We start from the raw sequence: 16,920 nt of genomic DNA on the forward strand, positions 1-16,920 counted from the left end.
TTCTACGCACCAGAGATTTTCACGCAAGTACTTTTTTCACTTTTTCTATGTTTTTGCGTTCTTTCGCTTACTTTTTAGCTAAACAGGTTATTTTTGGTACACTTAACAGTAGTAAACCGCCAATAATCACGATTATGACACTGAAAATTTACAAAAATATAAAGCCAACAATTGCCGCAAATGCCTATATTGATGATAGCGCCATTGTAGCTGGTGAAGTTTTTATCGATGAAGAATCCAGTATCTGGCCATTAGTAGCAATCAGAGGGGATGTTAATAAGGTAAGTATTGGGAAGCGCAGTAATATTCAGGATGGGAGTGTGCTGCACGTAACCCGCAAAACCACCTCCAATCCAGCAGGCTATCCCCTATTAATCGGTGACGATGTCACTGTCGGCCATAAAGTCATGTTACATGGCTGCACGCTGGGTAATCGGATACTGGTCGGTATGGGCGCTATCGTTATGGATAATGCCACGGTAGGTGACGATGTCATTATCGGCGCAGGCAGTCTGGTGCCTCCCAATAAGTATTTAGAGTCTGGATACCTCTATGTAGGCAGTCCGGTAAAGCAAGCGCGTAAGCTCACTGATGAAGAACTTGCCTTCCTGCCGGTGTCGGCCAGCAATTACGTCTTATTAAAAGAAGAATATCTGCAGCAAGCCAAGCCCGCGTTTGCACTACCTGATTTATGTGACGAGCTGTCCCCACCATTAAGAATCGCAGAACCCCTGTTTACTAATTATGGTGGCAACTCTTCGTTTTACGGCGAAGTGGTCACAGTGGCCTGTTTTGAAGATAATTCGATGGTTAAGCAAATGGTTAGAGAACCAGGGCATGGAAAGGTGATGGTCGTTAACGGCAGAGGTTCACTTAACAAAGCATTGCTGGGTGACATGCTGGCCGAACAGGCTGTTAAAAATGGCTGGCACGGTTTTGTAATAAATGGCTGCGTACGTGACGTGGATATTCTTAAACAACTGCCAATCGGCATTAAGGCTTTGGCCGCGGCTCCTCAGAAGACCGAAAAACTCGGCAAGGGAGAGATTAACCAGAACGTTCAGTTTGCCGGCATACAATTTGTACCGGGTGAGTACCTGTATGCCGATAACAACGGCGTTTTAGTTAGCAGCCAACCGTTACTATAAAGATTGAGTCATTTGCGCACGCAAAAACTGCATGACCGGATTAACATCCGGTCTCACCCCGCGCCAGATAGCAAAGCTTTCCGCCGCCTGACAGACTAACATGCCAAGCCCATCGATTGTCCTGCTGGCACCTTGTTGACGCGCCCATAGATTAAATGGTGTTACGGTAGCGGCATAAACCATGTCATAGCACACCGCATCTGCAACTAACGGCCCGCGAATGGATGGCACAGAGCCAGCCAGGCTTGCCGACGAGGCGTTGATCACTAAATCAAACTCCCCTTCTATATTATCCAACCCTGAGGCAACCAACTTCGATGAAGGGTTTTGTACAGCTAATTCTACAGCGCGTTGCTCAGTACGATTGGCCACATGTATAGATGCAGGTAATTCACTTAATAAGGGGGCAATGACTCCGCGTGCGGCCCCACCGGCGCCTAGCAGTAGTATTCGCGCATCGGTTAGTGTGACTCCCTGCAGTTTTAAATCTGCCACCAGCCCTTTGCCGTCGGTGTTATCACCATATATCCGACCTTTATTAAATGAGAGTGTGTTGACCGCCTCTGCCAGCCTGGCCGCTTCTGATAACTGGTCCGCTAGCGCAAAGGCTTGTTGTTTGAACGGTAGCGTGACATTTGCTCCCTGACCACCGCGATGTATAAACTCGCCAACTGCCTTTTCGAAACCGTCCAACGGCGCTTCGATCACGCCATATTCCATGGCCTGCTGCGTCTGTTTGGCAAACATCGTATGAATAGCAGGGGATTTACTGTGGCTAATTGGGTTACCGAAAACTGCGTACTGGTCCATGAATCAACACTGGAAAGATGATTAATGCGCCATAGCCTACTGAATTAAGAAGATAAAATAAAACAGGCGGCACACTGGCCGCCTGTTTTTAACAACAATCCAATAAGCGCGAGCGCTATCAGAACTTGTAACCAACCATCAATGAGACCACAGTGGGGTTAATGTCGACGTCAACTTTACCTTTCGCTGCGCCTGCAGAGAAATTAGCCGTGGTATCGATATCGATATAACGTACAGACGCATTCACCATCCAGTTATCATTCAATTTGTAATCAAACCCTACTTGCGCCGCCAGACCAAAAGAACTGTCCAAATCTAAATCAGAAAAGCCAGCGTCCTTGAAAGTAGATGTAAAGTCTTCATCGAAGAATACCGTATAGTTCACCCCTACACCCGCGTAAGGCTGGAATGCGGCATCTTTATCATTGAAGAAGTACAGCGCACTCACTGTGGGTGGCAGGTGTTTAGTTTCTGCCAGTTTCGCGTTGCCGTCCGGAGTATGAACAATGATATCGTGGGAAAATGGTGTAGCGGCCAGCACTTCAATCGCCCAGTTGTTATCGTAGAAATAGACGATATTCAGACCCAGTTGGGCATTATCATCCACACCCACTGTTAATCCTGAGTCTGCACCGTCTACCAGCACTGCGCCGCTATCATCATTTGGCGCGACGTTGGTATAACCAGCACGCAATATTAAGTCACCCGCATCATAGGCAGCGGCAACGCCGCTCACAGCAGCCAGACCAGCAGTTAAAGCAAGAGTTAAAATTGATTTTTTCATGATCGTTTCCTTTTGAGTGTATGCGAATAGCGTAGGTGAGCCACCGCCAAGGAATATTGATCTGGTGCAATAACCGCGGGGCAGCCCGCGGCTTTTATTGTTTTAAATCAAATAAATGAAAGGTATCAGAGGAAACTACAGACTGAGCCAGTCTCGAGGAGCAAGAAACTCTTTATACAGCAGCTCCTCCTTACTACCGGGCAAAGGTTGATAATCGTATTCCCAGCGCGCCAATGGCGGCATCGACATCAGAATCGACTCGGTACGTCCACCGGTCTGTAATCCAAATAAGGTGCCGCGATCATAAACCAGGTTAAACTCCACGTAGCGCCCACGCCGATATAATTGAAATTGACGCTCCGCTTCAGTGAAACTCACCTCTTTTCGACGCTCCACAATCGGCACATACGCATCCAGATAACCGTCGCCCACTGCCTGAACAAATTCAAAGCTCTTATCAAAGCCCCATTGGTTTAGGTCATCAAAAAATAAACCGCCTACGCCACGGGTTTCATCACGGTGTTTCAAATAAAAATATTCGTCACACCATTTTTTGTAGTCGGCATACACTGTGTCCCCAAATGGCTGACAAAGTTTTTGCGCTGTGCGGTGCCAATGCAGTACGTCTTCAAACTGGGGATAGAATGGTGTCAGGTCAAATCCTCCGCCAAACCACCAGATGGGTTCGTGGCCTTCTTTTTCCGCAATAAAAAATCGTACATTCGCGTGTGACGTCGGTACATGTGGATTGTGCGGATGGATAACTAACGAAACTCCACAAGCCTGAAACTTACGGCCTGCCAACTCTGGACGGTGTGCCGTTGCCGACGCCGGCATTTGATCGCCAAATACGTGGGAAAAGTTCACCCCGCCCTGCTCTATCACTTTACCTGAGCGCATCACCCGTGTCCGGCCACCACCGCCCTCCGCACGTTGCCAGTTGTCTTCGATAAAGTTGCCCTTACCGTCTACCAGCTCAAGGGTTTGGCAAATATTGTCCTGCAGCTTATGAAAGTAGGCTATGACACTATTAATATCCGGATGAGACATGTTTACTACCTGAGTTGTTCGCCAGTCATGGCGTTAAATATTTTACTGGGGCTGGCATTTCCACCAACGGGTACATCAACCAACCAATCGACACCGCGACCTAATTGTTGGATTACATCTGCTGCGGTTATCGCTGGCGGCATACCGCTTACATTGGCACTGGTCGACACGATAGGCTTGGTCAGTGCGCGACATAACTCCCGCACTGGCGCGAAATCGGGGATGCGCACCGCGATTAGGTCCGAATCACCGCAAAGTAAATCAGACACCCGCTCACTTTTCGGTAATAACCAGGTAATTGGGCCGGGCCACTTTGAAAAAATCTCAAAACGGCGTTCCTGCGGAATACGTTTATCATCTATATATGGCAATAGCTGTGAATAATCGGCCGCTACGAGAATCAGCCCTTTGGAAGCTGGCCTTTGCTTCAGAGCTAGCAGTCGCGAGAGCGCATCTGAATTGTCCGGGTCACAACCCAAGCCAAACACGGCTTCAGTTGGATAGGCTATCAATCCGCCTGCATAAAACGCGTCTTGCACTGAGTGGAATTTGGTCGACTCGCTCACGATAATCTATGAGTTATTATACTGGCGGCGAGATTAGCATACTTTCTATGTAACTCGCAGCCGCGCTAAAGGTTTTAAGCTGTACATTAATGCGGCTATAATGCGCGCTTTCATTTTGCGCAGCCGCGCCAATTCGGTAGGAAGAAATATGAAAGTAGGCATTATTATGGGGTCAACATCTGATTGGCCAACCATGCAACATGCGGCGAGTATGTTGGATCATTTTGGGATTGCCTATGAAACGAAAGTCGTATCAGCCCACCGCACTCCGCACTTATTAGCAGACTATTGTGGCAGCGCATCTGCCCGCGGTTTAAAAGTAATTATCGCGGGCGCCGGTGGCGCAGCTCACTTACCTGGCATGGCGGCCGCATTTACCAGCTTGCCGGTTTTAGGCGTGCCGGTGCAATCAAAAGCCCTGAAAGGCATGGATTCTTTACTGTCTATCGTACAAATGCCCAAGGGGGTCGCCGTCGGTACGTTAGCTATCGGTGATCCGGGCGCGGCGAATGCCGGGTTGTTAGCGGCGCAAATCCTCGCCACCAGCGATGATGAATTGATGGGGAAAATAGATGAATTCCGTCAAAAGCAAACCGACACAGTACTCGCCAGCCCAGATCCAGCAGGACACTAACTGATGCAAGTCCTTGTTCTTGGCGCTGGACAACTGGCGAAAATGATGGCCGAAGAGGCCGATACACTCGGCCTGATTGTGCGAGCCTTTGATGTCCGAACCAATCAGGTCGTTGATCCCATCACGAAAGAGGCCCATGCCAGCAGCCTGCAAGCGGCTATTGATGCTGCCGACATTGTCACTGCCGAATTCGAACATATCCCATTAGATATCCTTACTATGTGCGAAAACAGCGGCAAACTTCGTCCGTCTGCAACAGCCATTCGCACCGGTGGCGACCGCCGTATAGAAAAAGGCTTGCTGGATGGCGCCTGGGTTAAAAACGCCGCATATAAAGTCATCAAAGATATCACCGAACTACAACATGCAGTAAACACACTGGGGCTGCCTTTGGTGTTGAAAAGCGCTATGGATGGTTACGATGGCAAAGGCCAATGGCGACTCAAGTACCAGCAGGATGTTGAACGCGTTGCAGTAGACATCAGTGAATTTATTAAGCACTCCAGTGACTCACAAGGCATCGTTGCAGAGCAATTTGTACGATTTGAGCGGGAAGTATCAATTATAGGCGCCCGTAACCAGCAAGGTGATGTGGCGTGTTATCCCATCACGGAAAATCAGCACCATGAAGGTATTCTGCATATCTCCGTTGCCCGTGGCGACGAGTCTGCAGAGTTGCAAGCGCAGGCACAGCAGATCTTTAATAACATTGCTAATGCGCTGAATTACGTTGGTGTGCTGGCGGTTGAATGCTTTGTGACAGGTGGCCAGCTGCTGGTCAATGAAATCGCGCCTCGAGTACACAACTCAGGTCACTGGACACAACAGGGCGCAGCCACCAGCCAGTTCAGTAATCATTTGCGCGCAGTGTGTGACATGCCTTTGGGTAGCACGGTACAAATTGCCCCAACGGCAATGATCAATATTCTGGGAGAAGATGAGCTCCCCAAAACGGTGTACCAAATGCCGGGTGTCACGGTGCATTGGTACGGCAAAGAAAAGCGTCCCGGACGTAAGATGGGGCATATTAATGTTACCGGACAAGACGTGGCTGAGTTAAACGCACGCTTGGCTGACTTAGCCAGCTGCCTAGACCCTCACGCATTTCCTTTAATGGCTCAATTTGCCTGATTATTCCTGCACGTGCTGACAACGTTTGTCAGCACAGCGCAGTTTGCCACCGCGCTTTTCCAATACGCCAAAACCACATTTCTGACAAACGCCACTGATTGGGGTGTGGTTCATCAGAAATTTACAGGCCGGATAGCCATTACAGGCGTAAAAACTCTTACCGTATTTATTCGCGCGCTTTACTAAATGCCCATTCTTACACACCGGGCAATTAACCTGAGTGTCATCCTGTGTTTTGATAGACTCAATATGATGGCAATCGGGAAACCGGCTACAGCCAATGAATAAACCGTAGCGTCCCTTTTTAATCGCCAGTGGCGCGTCGCATTCCGGACAATGAGAGCCATCAATCACTTTTATCAGGCTGTCCTCATGTTCATGCAGCGGTTTGCTGAAATCACACTCCGGGTAGCGTGAGCAGCCTATAAAGGGGCCTTTTTTGCTGCGCTTTAATTGCAGCGGCGCCGCGCATTGGGGACAGTCGCCAAAGGCCTGTTGCAGCGCATGATGATCGGCGTGAAAGAGTGAATGATCTATTTTAGACATGACAATATAAAAACGGAGCCAGAGGCTCCGTTTACTCGTTAGTGTAACGGACCTTGCGGTGTTTCAAACAACAGATCTTCCATCTGTGCGTAGGCATTTTCTTTACCTGGCACATTAAACAACACCATCAACACCACCCATTTTAAGTCTTCCAGACCAAACTCTGCAGAATCCAGTTCCATCACGCGATCAATCACCATTTCACGGGTCGATGCATCCAGCACTTTGATTTGCTCAAGAAAAATCAGAAAGCCCTGGCATTCCACGTCCAGACGCATTTGCTCCTGATAGGTGTAAATACGCGTGACTGGCGTTGTCGATAACCCTGCCAAATAGGGCTTTTGATCGGTTTCCTGCAGTGCGGCGAGTTTTTCCAGCCAGGAAAGCGCCTTATATATTTCATCGTGATGGAACCCGGCACGGGTCAGCTCTTCGGTGAGTTCATCCTGATCAACGCGAATTTCCGCTTCGCTGTGAATCAGATTTTCGAACAAATACATGAGGATATCGAACATAACTTTAACCCCTCAATTTGACGTAACCTCCGGGAACGGAAGCTACTAGTCCACGCAGCTCATATTCTAATAGTGTCGCTGTAACCTGCTCTATAGACAGCGCGCTGCGTTCGGCAACTACATCTATGGTTGTTACTTCATAATCAACACTATCTAACAAACTATCGGTTGCCAAGCGCTGAATGTTACTTTTTTCGGGTTTCTCCGCAATTGCCAGACCAACTGATGGTAATTCAGCCAAAATGTCATCTACCGACTCCACCAGCTTAGCGCCCTGCTGAATTAAATAGTGGCAACCTTTCACCATGGGGCTATGAATACTGCCCGGAATCGCAAACACTTCACGTCCTTGTTCCAATGCATATCGTGCCGTGATGAGCGAACCACTTTTCAGGGCCGCTTCAACCACTAATACACCTTTAGACAAGCCGCTGATAATTCGGTTTCGTCGCGGGAAATATTGAGCTAATGGTTTAATCCCCGGCGCAAACTCTGACAGAATCATCCCCTGCTGCTGAATGATTCGCTCCGCCAAGTTTAGATTGCGGCGAGGGTAAATATGGTCGATGCCACACCCTAAAACAGCAATCGTCGAATCCCCAAATGCCAACGCACCTTGATGTGCTGCCGCATCAATGCCAATAGCAAGCCCACTGGTGACAACCCATCCACGACGCACCAACTCCGTAGCAAACTCGCTTGCATGAGCTTTGCCCTGCACCGTTGGATTGCGACTTCCAACAATGGCTAATTGGCAACGGTTCAATAACGCCCTATTCCCCAGGCCAAACAGTAAAGGCGGCGCCTGAGCAATTTGCCGCAGGGGCTCCGGGTAATCGTCATCATGCAGGGTTAGTACAAAATTATGCTCACCGGCAGATAACCAACGCTGCGCGCAGTCGAGCCAGTGTTGATTGGGTTCACGCAAAGCGGATATGGCGGTTTGACTTAACCCCAATGCTTGTAAATGTTGAGAAGGAAGTTGGAGCAAATCATTTGGGGCATATCGCTTAAGTAAGCGATGAAGTAGCGCCGGCTTGATATCCGGCGCTTGATTGAGAACTAACCAGGCTAATATGTCTGGCGTACTCATAGTGTCATCTAAGGTTTCGCGACGATGGCTCCGCGCTTCACTGATTGGTTAGCTTTGATAATTAACGCATAACTACTGTTATCAAACACCTTAAAAACGACCACTTCGCCAATCTTTAACGCGGGTTGCTCTGTGTCACTGGTAATGGTGGAGATCAGTTTGTCTGTCTTATTACCATCATCGACATACTGAGGCTTATCATCTCGCTTAATCGCCGGGCCCTGTTTATAAATACCAAACACCGTACCAGGCACAACATCAGAGCTCCCCATATCCAGCGCGACTACGTCATATTTACCCATCAACGTATGGTTCTCGACGCTGCCAATCACATGGCCACGTTGCTGATTGGCCGGCACCAGCCCCAACACTTTATCTGTATGCATTGGCGGTGCGGGCATGATCCGATCGCCACGATTTGCTTCGAAGTTAGACGCTTTCACTTTGACGACACTGGTGCTGCCTGTGTCAGCCGGAATCACCTCTACATCGGCGACATTACGCACCTGCCAGCCGAGTAACTCATCATCCATGTCCATTAACTGATTCTGTTTGCGCACTATGACATAGTCGTTGCCGGCGGAATCAATCTTATCGCTGATAATCAAATCCCCGCTGGCGAAGCGAATGCCACCGTCGGGATCACCCAACACTATCGGTAATGCCTGGAATTCTTCATCTGACAGCAAAAAGTCATTGTTAACAAAGGATTCAATTACCGACCACGGGATAGTCGCAATGGGTTCTGGTTTGAACACTTTGCGGCCTTGAGGTGACAGCTTAACCAAAGGTTTTAATACTTCGGGCTCTCGTACAATTTCCAGTTCAGGCTCCCCCTGCTCATTCACCCGCAGGCGCAGTTCATCGCCGGGGTAGATCAGGTGAGGGTTGGTAAGGAAGGTGTTATTGCGCCATAGCTCAGGCCATTGCCAGGGTTTTTCCAGGTACATGCTGGATATATCCCACAGGGTATCGCCCTTTTTGACTATATATACGTCTGGTGCCGTGTCCTTAATCTGTATGGCCAACACGCTTAATGGCATTACAGCCAGCATTATTAACCATCGTAACCACTTAGCCATCTTGGCTCCCCCTTCACAGGATTGTGTCAAATCTACTCAGATAAGATAGAATATCGGTAATTTGATAACAGAGTAATAGGTTTGCGTACAAGGATCGTATACAAATTTATACTAACCCTATTGTAGCTAAAGAAATTATGGCCGTTTTAGAAGTACTTCGATTTCCAGATGAGCGTTTACGAACTGTCGCCACAGCGGTAGAAAAAGTAGATGCCGACATTCAACAACTTATCGACGATATGTTCGAAACCATGCGTGACGAAAAAGGCATCGGCCTGGCCGCCACTCAGGTAAATGTGCACAAGCGCGTGGTCGTCATGGACGTGTCTGAAGAACAAAATAATCCGCTGGTATTTATCAACCCGGAGATTATCAGCAAGGCCGGCTCGACCATCAGCGAAGAAGGCTGTTTGTCCGTGCCGAATAACTACGCCAAGGTCGATCGTGCCGAACAGGTTACTGTACGCGCACTGGATCGTGACGGCAACGAGTTCACATTAGATGCAGAGGGTTTATTGGCCGTCTGTATTCAACATGAATTAGATCATCTACGCGGCGTGCTGTTTGTCGATTATCTGTCGCCACTAAAGCGCCAGCGCATTCGCAAAAAACTGGAAAAAGAAGCACGTCTGGAAGCGAAACCTTGAGCAAGCCACTAAATATTATTTTTGCCGGTACGCCGGACTTCGCAGCGCGGCATCTGGCCGCGCTTCTCAATTCAGAGCACAAGGTTATTGGTGTTTACAGCCAGCCTGATCGTCCCGCCGGTCGCGGCCAAAAGCTACAGCCCAGCGCAGTAAAGCAACTTGCTGTTGAGCATGACATTCCGGTATTCCAACCACAGAGTCTGCGTAATGAAGAGGCACAAAAAGAATTAGCTGAATTAAACGCCGATCTGATGGTGGTGGTTGCCTATGGCCTGATTCTACCCAAAGTCGTATTGGACACCCCGCGACTCGGTTGCATCAACGTACATGGTTCATTGTTACCACGCTGGCGCGGCGCCGCTCCTATTCAACGGGCGATTTGGGCTGGAGATGAAAAAACCGGTGTGACTATTATGCAAATGGACATTGGTCTGGATACCGGACCAATGTTGTTAAAAGCAGAATTGTCCATTGAGCCCAGCGACACCAGCGCCACCCTTTATGACAAACTCGCGCAATTAGGCCCTCAGGCATTGCTGGATTGCCTGACAGATCTGGAGTCAATCTCACCGGTAGAGCAGGACAATGCGCAAGCCAACTATGCCGAAAAGCTCTCAAAAGAAGAGGCCAAAATCGATTGGCAGTTAAGCGCCGCGCAGTTAGAGCGCAATATCCGTGCTTTCAATCCATGGCCGGTGGCGTTTTTTGAGGCCGAGCAACAGGCCATCAAGGTATGGCAGGCCGACGTGATTAATCAATCGGGTCAGCCAGGTGAAATTTTATGTGCCGATAAACAGGGTATCGTGATTGCCTGTGGTGAACAGGCCCTGTGCATTACCACTTTGCAAATACCCGGTAAAAAGGCCATGGCGGCCAGTGACGTACTCAATTCCCGCGCCCAATGGTTTAACGTCGGAACGGTGCTGGCGTGAAATACAACATTCGCGCCATCTGCGCCAATCTGCTGTATCGGGTGTTAGAACAAGGTCAGTCACTTCGCGAGCAGTTGCCTGCAGCACAGGCACCTTTAACCGAAAAAGACAAAGCCTGGGTACAGGAGGTCACCTATGGGGTGTTACGCCATCTGCCCTTACTGCAGTTTTGGTTGCGCCCCATGTTAAGCAAGCCGCTAAAAGGCAAAAATAAGGTTATTGAACACCTGTTACTGGTGGGGCTATATCAGCTTAATTTTACTCGTGTTTCTGCCCACGCCGCATTGTCAGAAACAGTCAATGCCTGCGTGACACTGAAAGCACCGTCTCTGAAAGGCTTAGTGAACGCAATACTGCGCAATGCTCAGCGCCAAACACTCCCGCAACCGGAGGATGGTGCGGTTCAAAATGGATTGCCCAACTGGCTTTATCAGCACATCAGCCAGGCTTATGGCGAAAGGGCTGCAGATGTGTTTAATGCCATGCAACACAAGGCTCCATTATGGCTACGAGTAAACCGTGCACGCGTTACTCATCAGGATTTTCTGCAAGCGTTAACTGAACAACAGCTCGACTTTAGCTTAAGCGAGCAACATCCGGACGCCGTGATTCTGAACCAGTTTGCCGATATCACCCGCCTGCCCGGCTTTGCACAAGGTTGGTTTAGTGTGCAGGATGGTGCCGCGCAGTTAGCGGCGGCCTACCTGAACCCGCAAGCCGATGAGCGTGTTTTAGATGCTTGTGCCGCGCCTGGTGGCAAAACCGGCCACATTGCCGAGCTCGCACCTGAAATATCCGAATTAATCGCATTGGACAGCGAAGCAAGCCGACTGGAACGGGTGAAAGAAAACCTGCAACGCCTCGGACATCAGGCATCGATCATTTGTGCTGACGCTGGCGCAATAGACAGCTGGTGGGACGGCAAACCATTTGATCGGATCTTACTGGATGCGCCGTGCTCGGCCACTGGAGTAATTCGTCGCCACCCAGATATTCGATGGTTACGTAAGGCCTTTGATATTCCCGCTTTGGTCGAGTTACAACAGCAAATACTTAACGCATTGTGGCAAACGCTCAAACCCGGCGGACACCTACTCTATGCCACTTGCTCTATTCTGCCGCAGGAAAACTGCCAGCAAATAGAACGGTTTTTACAGCAGCACACAGATGCCTGTTTATTGCCGTTACCAGGTTCAGATGCTGAGTCTGTCGGCCGTCAAATTCTGCCGGGCGAGCAGCAAATGGATGGTTTCTATTATGCGATGCTGCTAAAGTCAGAATAATTTTTATCACTATAACCAATGAGTTAGCCGTTAATGAAAATAATCATTCTGGGTGCCGGTCAGGTCGGTGCCACACTCGCTGAAAACTTAGTCGGCGAGCAAAATGAAATTACCATCATTGACGCCAATGCTCAGGTGTTACGCGAACTGCAAGACAGACTGGATTTACGGATTGTTGAGGGCCACGGCTCTCACCCTAACATCCTGAAACAGGCCGGCGCCGAAGATGCGGATATGCTGATCGCGGTAAGCAATAGTGATGAAACCAATATGATGGCCTGTCAGGTTGCCCATACCCTGTTTAAAACGCCCACAAAAATTGCGCGTATTCGCTCTGAAGACTATCTCAATTTTCAGGAACAGTTATTTAAGCCGCAGGATATCCCGGTTGACCACCTTATTGCGCCGGAGCAATTGGTAACGCAGTCGATCCGCCGCTTGATTGACTATCCGGGCGCCCTGCAAGTCATGGAATTTGCGGATGGCAAAGTCAGCCTGGTCGCAGTAAAAGCCTACTACGGCGGTCTACTGGTTGGGCATGCTTTATCTACTCTACGTGAACATATGCCGAACGTGGATACCCGCGTGGCGGCCATTTACCGTCAGGGCAAACCCATACGTCCGTTAGGCACCACAGTTATCGAAGCCGACGATGAAGTGTTTTTTATCGCCGCGACCAAACATATTCGAGCGGTTATGAGCGAGTTACAGAAGCTGGAAAGTAGCTATAAACGCATCATTATCGCCGGTGGTGGCCTGATTGGTGCCGGGCTGGCAAAGCAGCTGGAGGAACGCCACAACGTCAAGCTGATCGAACGCTCGGCGCAACGAACAGAGCAATTGGCCAGCCAGTTGAACCATACTCTGGTGTTCCAGGGGGATGCATCAGACCATGAATTGCTCAGCGAAGAGCATATCGAACAGGCTGATGTATTTATCGCTGTCACTAATGATGACGAAGCAAATATCATGTCCGCTATGCTGGCAAAACGAATGGGCGCCAAGAAGACCATGGTACTGATTCAGCGCGGTGCCTATGTGGATATGGTACAAGGCGGTGAGATCGATATCGCTATTTCCCCACAACAGGCAACTATCTCTGCACTGCTTACCCACGTACGCAAGGGTGATATTGTTAATGTGTACTCACTTCGCCGTGGTGCCGCGGAAGCTATAGAGGCCGTCGCCCATGGTGATGAAAAAACTTCGAAAGTGATAGGTCGTCAGATTAAAGATATCAAACTGCCACCTGGTGCCACTATCGGTGCAATAGTGCGCAAAGCCGATCCGTTACTGGCACACTCAAATAAAATGATTGAGTCGATTGCGCAAAAAGATGAAGTACTGATTGCGCACTCCGATACGGTTATTCAGCCCGACGACCACGTTATTCTGTTTTTAGTAGACAAAAAGTACGTACGGGACGTTGAGAAACTGTTCCAACCCAGCGCTTTTTTCTTCGGGTAAGCCTCTTAGCTACGCCAGAAGGCTGGGGTGAACAGAACCAGCAATGAGAATATCTCCAGTCGGCCAAACAGCATGGCAACGACTAATAACCACTTGCCGGTATCTGTGACGTCACCAAAATGCGCTGCCACCTGCCCCAGGCCCGGACCGAGATTATTTAAGCACGCCGCTGTCGCCGAAAACGCCGAGATGTCATTCATGCCGGTGGCAATCAATGACAGCATGATCACCACAAACACTACCGCATAGGCAGAAAAGAAGCCCCATACTGCATCCACAACGCGGTCTGGCAACGCGCGGTTACCCAGTTTGACCATATACACGGCTTTGGGGTGAATTAGACGATTTACTTCGCGCATGCCTTGAATATACAAAAGCACGATCCGGATAACTTTCATCCCGCCACCGGTAGAGCCAGCACAGCCACCAATAAAACTGGCAAAAATTAACAGTATGGGTAAGAACAGCGGCCATTCTGCAAAGCTATCTGTCGCGAAACCGGCGGTCGTACTTATAGAGACCGCCTGAAACATGGCCTGATCCAGCGTAGCTTCGGTTGAGGCGTACCAGTTGTGATGCAGCAATACCAGGAAACACACCAGAATCAGCGCGAATTGCAGCATGAAAAAGGCTTTTAACTCGGGATCAAAGAGGTAGCCTTTCAAGGTGCGCCCGCTAACCGCTGCATAATGCAGGGCGAAATTCAGTGCTGAGATCCACAGAAAAACAACACAAACAATGTTGATAAGCGGACTGTCGAAATAGCCCATGCTGGCATCATGGGTGGAGAACCCACCGATTGCGATAGTTGAGAATGCATGACAAATAGCATCAAACCAACCCATGCCTGCAACTTTATAAGCAAGTGTGCAGGCAGTGGTCAACGCCAGATAGATGTACCATAGGTGTTTCGCTGTATCGGCGATACGCGGAGTCATTTTCGAGTCTTTAATCGGCCCCGGAGTTTCGGCGCGATATAACTGCATCCCACCCACCCCAAGAATAGGCAGGATAGCGACAGCGAGTACAATGATCCCCATCCCCCCTAACCACTGAAGCTGCTGTCGATAAAACAATACTGCTTTGGGTAGGAAATCGATTCCCTGAATGACAGTTGCCCCGGTGGTAGTTAAACCTGAGAAGGACTCAAAAAATGCGTCGGCCACCGTCATTTTAGGCTGTTCAAGCAGGATAAAGGGTAATGCCCCCACACTGCCCAGCACCGTCCAGAACAACACAACAATTAAGAATCCCTCACGGGCTTTGAGATCCCGCTTAAATTCGCGGTTGGGGTACCAAAGGCTCAGGCCAGCGACAATGCTGATAACAAAGGCAGTAACGAAGGGCAAACCACTGCCATCGGCGTAGATAACAGATACCAACGCAGGCGGAATCATCGCAACACTAAAAAGCGCGACAAGCAATCCCAATATGCGGATGATGGAACGATACTGCATGTTGTTATGTTTGCACCTGTTATCAGCCTGACAATCAGCAGAAATGCTAACTAATTGGCTGTTTTTTCATAGTTTTTATCAGCCTATTATTGTCTTTAGTTTTCTAAACCTAAAGCCTTTTAGTATTTTTTATTTCTCAAATGGTTAGCGCCCCGATAAAGTAAAACCAGCTATCAGTGCAGCAAAGGCGTACACGCATAATGAATTTGCCGAAAAATCCACTTAAGGTAAGTCTCACCCCTTACCTGCCTGATAGCGAAGCGCATGGCGTTATCATTCTTGCCCCGGCGATGGGAGTTAATCAACGCTACTATGCTGCTCTGGCGAACTGGCTCACCACAAAGGGGTTCATTGCGGTCACGTTTGACTTTCAGGGCATGGGTGTCAATTCCCCCAAACAACTGAAACACATCGACATCAACATCACAGACTGGATTGAGACTGACTGTGCCCGGGTCATTGCCTGGTGCCGTGAAAGTTGGCCAGACCTTAAAATAACCTGGGTGGGACATAGTCTGAGCGGGCAAATTTTCCCTCTAATCCCCAACCAAACTGAATTATCCGGCATTGTCAGTATTGCCTCGGGCAGTGGTTTTTGGCGCCTTGCTCCCATGACCATGCGCTTTAAAGCTCTCACACTTTGGCATTTGATAGTTCCTGCACTCACCCCTTTGTTTGGTTATTTTCCGGGGAAAAAATTAGGGGTGGTCGCCAACTTACCCAAAAGAGTCATCTATCAGTGGCGCAAGTGGTGCCTCGACTCCGATTACTGCCTTGCTGCCGCGCCACCTAGCATGCGCGCGACATTTACCAGCACTAAGCAAAAGGTTGTCGCACTGACATTTGACGATGACCACATGATTTCCCTTGAAAGTGCTCGCGCGCTGCACAGGCTGTTTGCGCGAAATGACATAGACCATCAACATATTTCATCATCGCAAACGCCGTTTAAGCGAATTGGCCACTTCGGCTTTTTCCGGCATCGGCAGCAGGAAGCGCTATGGGCAACCTATCTGCTACCCGCTATCCTCAGCGTGCTGGATCAAAAAGTGTGATGTTTTTCAGCTAATGCCAACACTTGCATCACCCATTTTTGGATCCCCTCCCAAGCTTGCTCGATGTTGGTTGCCAACATATAGGCTGGCGTGGTGACGACTTTATGGGCCTTATCCAGCACCACATCATTAACCTCACAATTGACATGTTTCGCGCCCATATTCTCGAGGGCGAGCGCGGTCTCCTTGTCATTGCCAATCGTCACAGAGATACCTTCACCATGTATTTTTGCTACCATCGCAGGCGAGATACACGCATAGCCCAGCGGTTTATCAGCCTGACTAAACTCCCTGCATACCCTTACAACTTCACTATCTACTGACATGGCCGAGCCCTCCGTTGCAAACGAACACAGGTTTTTTGCAGCACCGAAGCCACCGGGCACCAAACAAACATCAAAATCCCTGGCGTGACAGTCACTGAGCGGTTGAATATCGCCACGCGCAATGCGCGCCGACTCCACCAAAACGTTGCGAGTCTCATCAGGCTGCGGCTGCCCGGTCAGATGGTTGATCACATGCAATTGTGTTTTATCCGGCGCGAAACAGCGGTAACTAGCCCCTGCCAGCCTGACGGCCAACATAGTTAGTACCGCTTCATGAATCTCTGCACCATCATACACACCACAGCCACTTAGAATTATCGCGACTTTTTTCATATCTTGCTCCAGCCCTTGTATTTATTACCTTATGCTTGTTGATTATTTTTAAATCAGCTTT

The 16,920-nt window shown here is 49.2% G+C and carries 18 protein-coding genes and 1 pseudogene; 9 read left to right on the forward strand and 10 right to left on the reverse strand.

Features of this window, described 5'->3' with window-relative positions; translation table 11 throughout:
- Positions 1 to 134 precede the first annotated feature (134 nt).
- Positions 135 to 662: pseudogene (locus TK45_RS16330) on the forward strand (gamma carbonic anhydrase family protein); the annotation flags it as partial.
- Positions 654 to 1,148 carry a ribonuclease E activity regulator RraA gene (gene rraA, locus TK45_RS16335; protein WP_174719771.1) on the forward strand — a complete coding sequence of 165 codons (495 nt, stop codon included), beginning with the start codon at positions 654 to 656 and terminating at the stop codon, positions 1,146 to 1,148. The pseudogene TK45_RS16330 and the gene rraA, both read left to right, overlap by 9 nt.
- Here the strand turns inward: rraA and aroE are convergent.
- From aroE to TK45_RS04990, 4 genes are all read right to left on the reverse strand, one after another.
- Positions 1,143 to 1,958, reverse strand: a complete 816-nt coding sequence (gene aroE, locus TK45_RS04975) for a shikimate dehydrogenase (protein WP_131257536.1) — start codon at positions 1,956 to 1,958, stop codon at positions 1,143 to 1,145. The two genes, rraA and aroE, sit on opposite strands and share 6 nt — an antisense overlap.
- A 118-nt stretch (positions 1,959 to 2,076) precedes the next feature.
- Entirely contained in the window at positions 2,077 to 2,742 is a 666-nt protein-coding gene (locus TK45_RS04980; protein WP_131257537.1) for an OmpW family protein, read from the reverse strand.
- 135 nt (positions 2,743 to 2,877) lie between these two features.
- A complete protein-coding gene (hemF, locus tag TK45_RS04985; RefSeq protein ID WP_131257538.1) occupies positions 2,878 to 3,792 on the reverse strand; it encodes an oxygen-dependent coproporphyrinogen oxidase in 915 nt (304 codons plus the stop codon).
- Positions 3,793 to 3,797: 5 nt separating this feature from the next.
- Positions 3,798 to 4,358, reverse strand: a complete 561-nt coding sequence (locus TK45_RS04990) for a Sua5/YciO/YrdC/YwlC family protein (RefSeq protein WP_254426546.1) — start codon at positions 4,356 to 4,358, stop codon at positions 3,798 to 3,800.
- A gap of 148 nt (positions 4,359 to 4,506) precedes the next feature.
- Between TK45_RS04990 and purE the strand changes: the two genes are divergently transcribed.
- The gene (gene purE, locus TK45_RS04995; protein WP_131257540.1) at positions 4,507 to 4,992 is read left to right on the forward strand and encodes a 5-(carboxyamino)imidazole ribonucleotide mutase; all 486 of its coding nucleotides are present in this window, start codon (positions 4,507 to 4,509) and stop codon (positions 4,990 to 4,992) included.
- Positions 4,993 to 4,995: 3 nt separating this feature from the next.
- Entirely contained in the window at positions 4,996 to 6,123 is a 1,128-nt protein-coding gene (locus tag TK45_RS05000; RefSeq protein WP_131257541.1) for a 5-(carboxyamino)imidazole ribonucleotide synthase, read from the forward strand.
- On the opposite strand, the gene TK45_RS05005 is transcribed toward TK45_RS05000, so the two are convergent.
- From TK45_RS05005 to TK45_RS05020, 4 genes are read right to left on the reverse strand one after another with little or no spacing between them, the layout of a single operon-like run.
- Positions 6,124 to 6,669: a type I DNA topoisomerase gene (locus TK45_RS05005; protein ID WP_131257542.1), complete on the reverse strand. Its 546-nt coding sequence runs from the start codon at positions 6,667 to 6,669 to the stop codon at positions 6,124 to 6,126.
- A gap of 38 nt (positions 6,670 to 6,707) precedes the next feature.
- The gene (locus tag TK45_RS05010) at positions 6,708 to 7,184 is read right to left on the reverse strand and encodes a DUF494 family protein (protein WP_131257543.1); all 477 of its coding nucleotides are present in this window, start codon (positions 7,182 to 7,184) and stop codon (positions 6,708 to 6,710) included.
- Between the two features lie 4 nt (positions 7,185 to 7,188).
- Positions 7,189 to 8,277, reverse strand: a complete 1,089-nt coding sequence (gene dprA, locus TK45_RS05015; protein ID WP_131257544.1) for a DNA-processing protein DprA — start codon at positions 8,275 to 8,277, stop codon at positions 7,189 to 7,191.
- A gap of 8 nt (positions 8,278 to 8,285) precedes the next feature.
- The gene (locus TK45_RS05020; protein WP_131257545.1) at positions 8,286 to 9,359 is read right to left on the reverse strand and encodes a LysM peptidoglycan-binding domain-containing protein; all 1,074 of its coding nucleotides are present in this window, start codon (positions 9,357 to 9,359) and stop codon (positions 8,286 to 8,288) included.
- A gap of 137 nt (positions 9,360 to 9,496) precedes the next feature.
- On the opposite strand from TK45_RS05020, the gene def reads away from it, so the two are divergent.
- From def to trkA, 4 genes are read left to right on the forward strand one after another with little or no spacing between them, the layout of a single operon-like run.
- A complete protein-coding gene (gene def, locus TK45_RS05025; RefSeq protein WP_131257546.1) occupies positions 9,497 to 10,006 on the forward strand; it encodes a peptide deformylase in 510 nt (169 codons plus the stop codon).
- Positions 10,003 to 10,938 carry a methionyl-tRNA formyltransferase gene (fmt, locus tag TK45_RS05030; RefSeq protein ID WP_131257547.1) on the forward strand — a complete coding sequence of 312 codons (936 nt, stop codon included), beginning with the start codon at positions 10,003 to 10,005 and terminating at the stop codon, positions 10,936 to 10,938. Before def ends, fmt begins: the two co-directional genes overlap by 4 nt.
- Positions 10,935 to 12,221, forward strand: coding sequence for a 16S rRNA (cytosine(967)-C(5))-methyltransferase RsmB (gene rsmB / locus TK45_RS05035; protein WP_131257548.1), 1,287 nt, complete (start codon positions 10,935 to 10,937; stop codon positions 12,219 to 12,221). The genes fmt and rsmB overlap by 4 nt, the downstream gene beginning before the upstream one ends.
- A gap of 33 nt (positions 12,222 to 12,254) precedes the next feature.
- A complete protein-coding gene (trkA, locus tag TK45_RS05040; protein WP_131257549.1) occupies positions 12,255 to 13,688 on the forward strand; it encodes a Trk system potassium transporter TrkA in 1,434 nt (477 codons plus the stop codon).
- A 5-nt stretch (positions 13,689 to 13,693) separates the two neighbouring features.
- Here the strand turns inward: trkA and TK45_RS05045 are convergent, their stop codons facing one another.
- Entirely contained in the window at positions 13,694 to 15,145 is a 1,452-nt protein-coding gene (locus TK45_RS05045; protein WP_131257550.1) for a TrkH family potassium uptake protein, read from the reverse strand.
- Between the two features lie 200 nt (positions 15,146 to 15,345).
- On the opposite strand from TK45_RS05045, the gene TK45_RS05050 reads away from it, so the two are divergent.
- Entirely contained in the window at positions 15,346 to 16,200 is an 855-nt protein-coding gene (locus TK45_RS05050) for a serine aminopeptidase domain-containing protein (RefSeq protein ID WP_131257551.1), read from the forward strand.
- Here TK45_RS05050 and elbB read toward each other — a convergent pair.
- A complete protein-coding gene (gene elbB / locus TK45_RS05055; protein ID WP_131257552.1) occupies positions 16,188 to 16,859 on the reverse strand; it encodes an isoprenoid biosynthesis glyoxalase ElbB in 672 nt (223 codons plus the stop codon). The genes TK45_RS05050 and elbB overlap by 13 nt on opposite strands.
- Between the last annotated feature and the right edge of the window lie 61 nt (positions 16,860 to 16,920).

This window comes from Bowmanella sp. JS7-9, assembly GCF_004329715.1.
Taxonomy (GTDB): Bacteria; Pseudomonadota; Gammaproteobacteria; order Enterobacterales; family Alteromonadaceae; genus Pseudobowmanella; species Pseudobowmanella zhangzhouensis.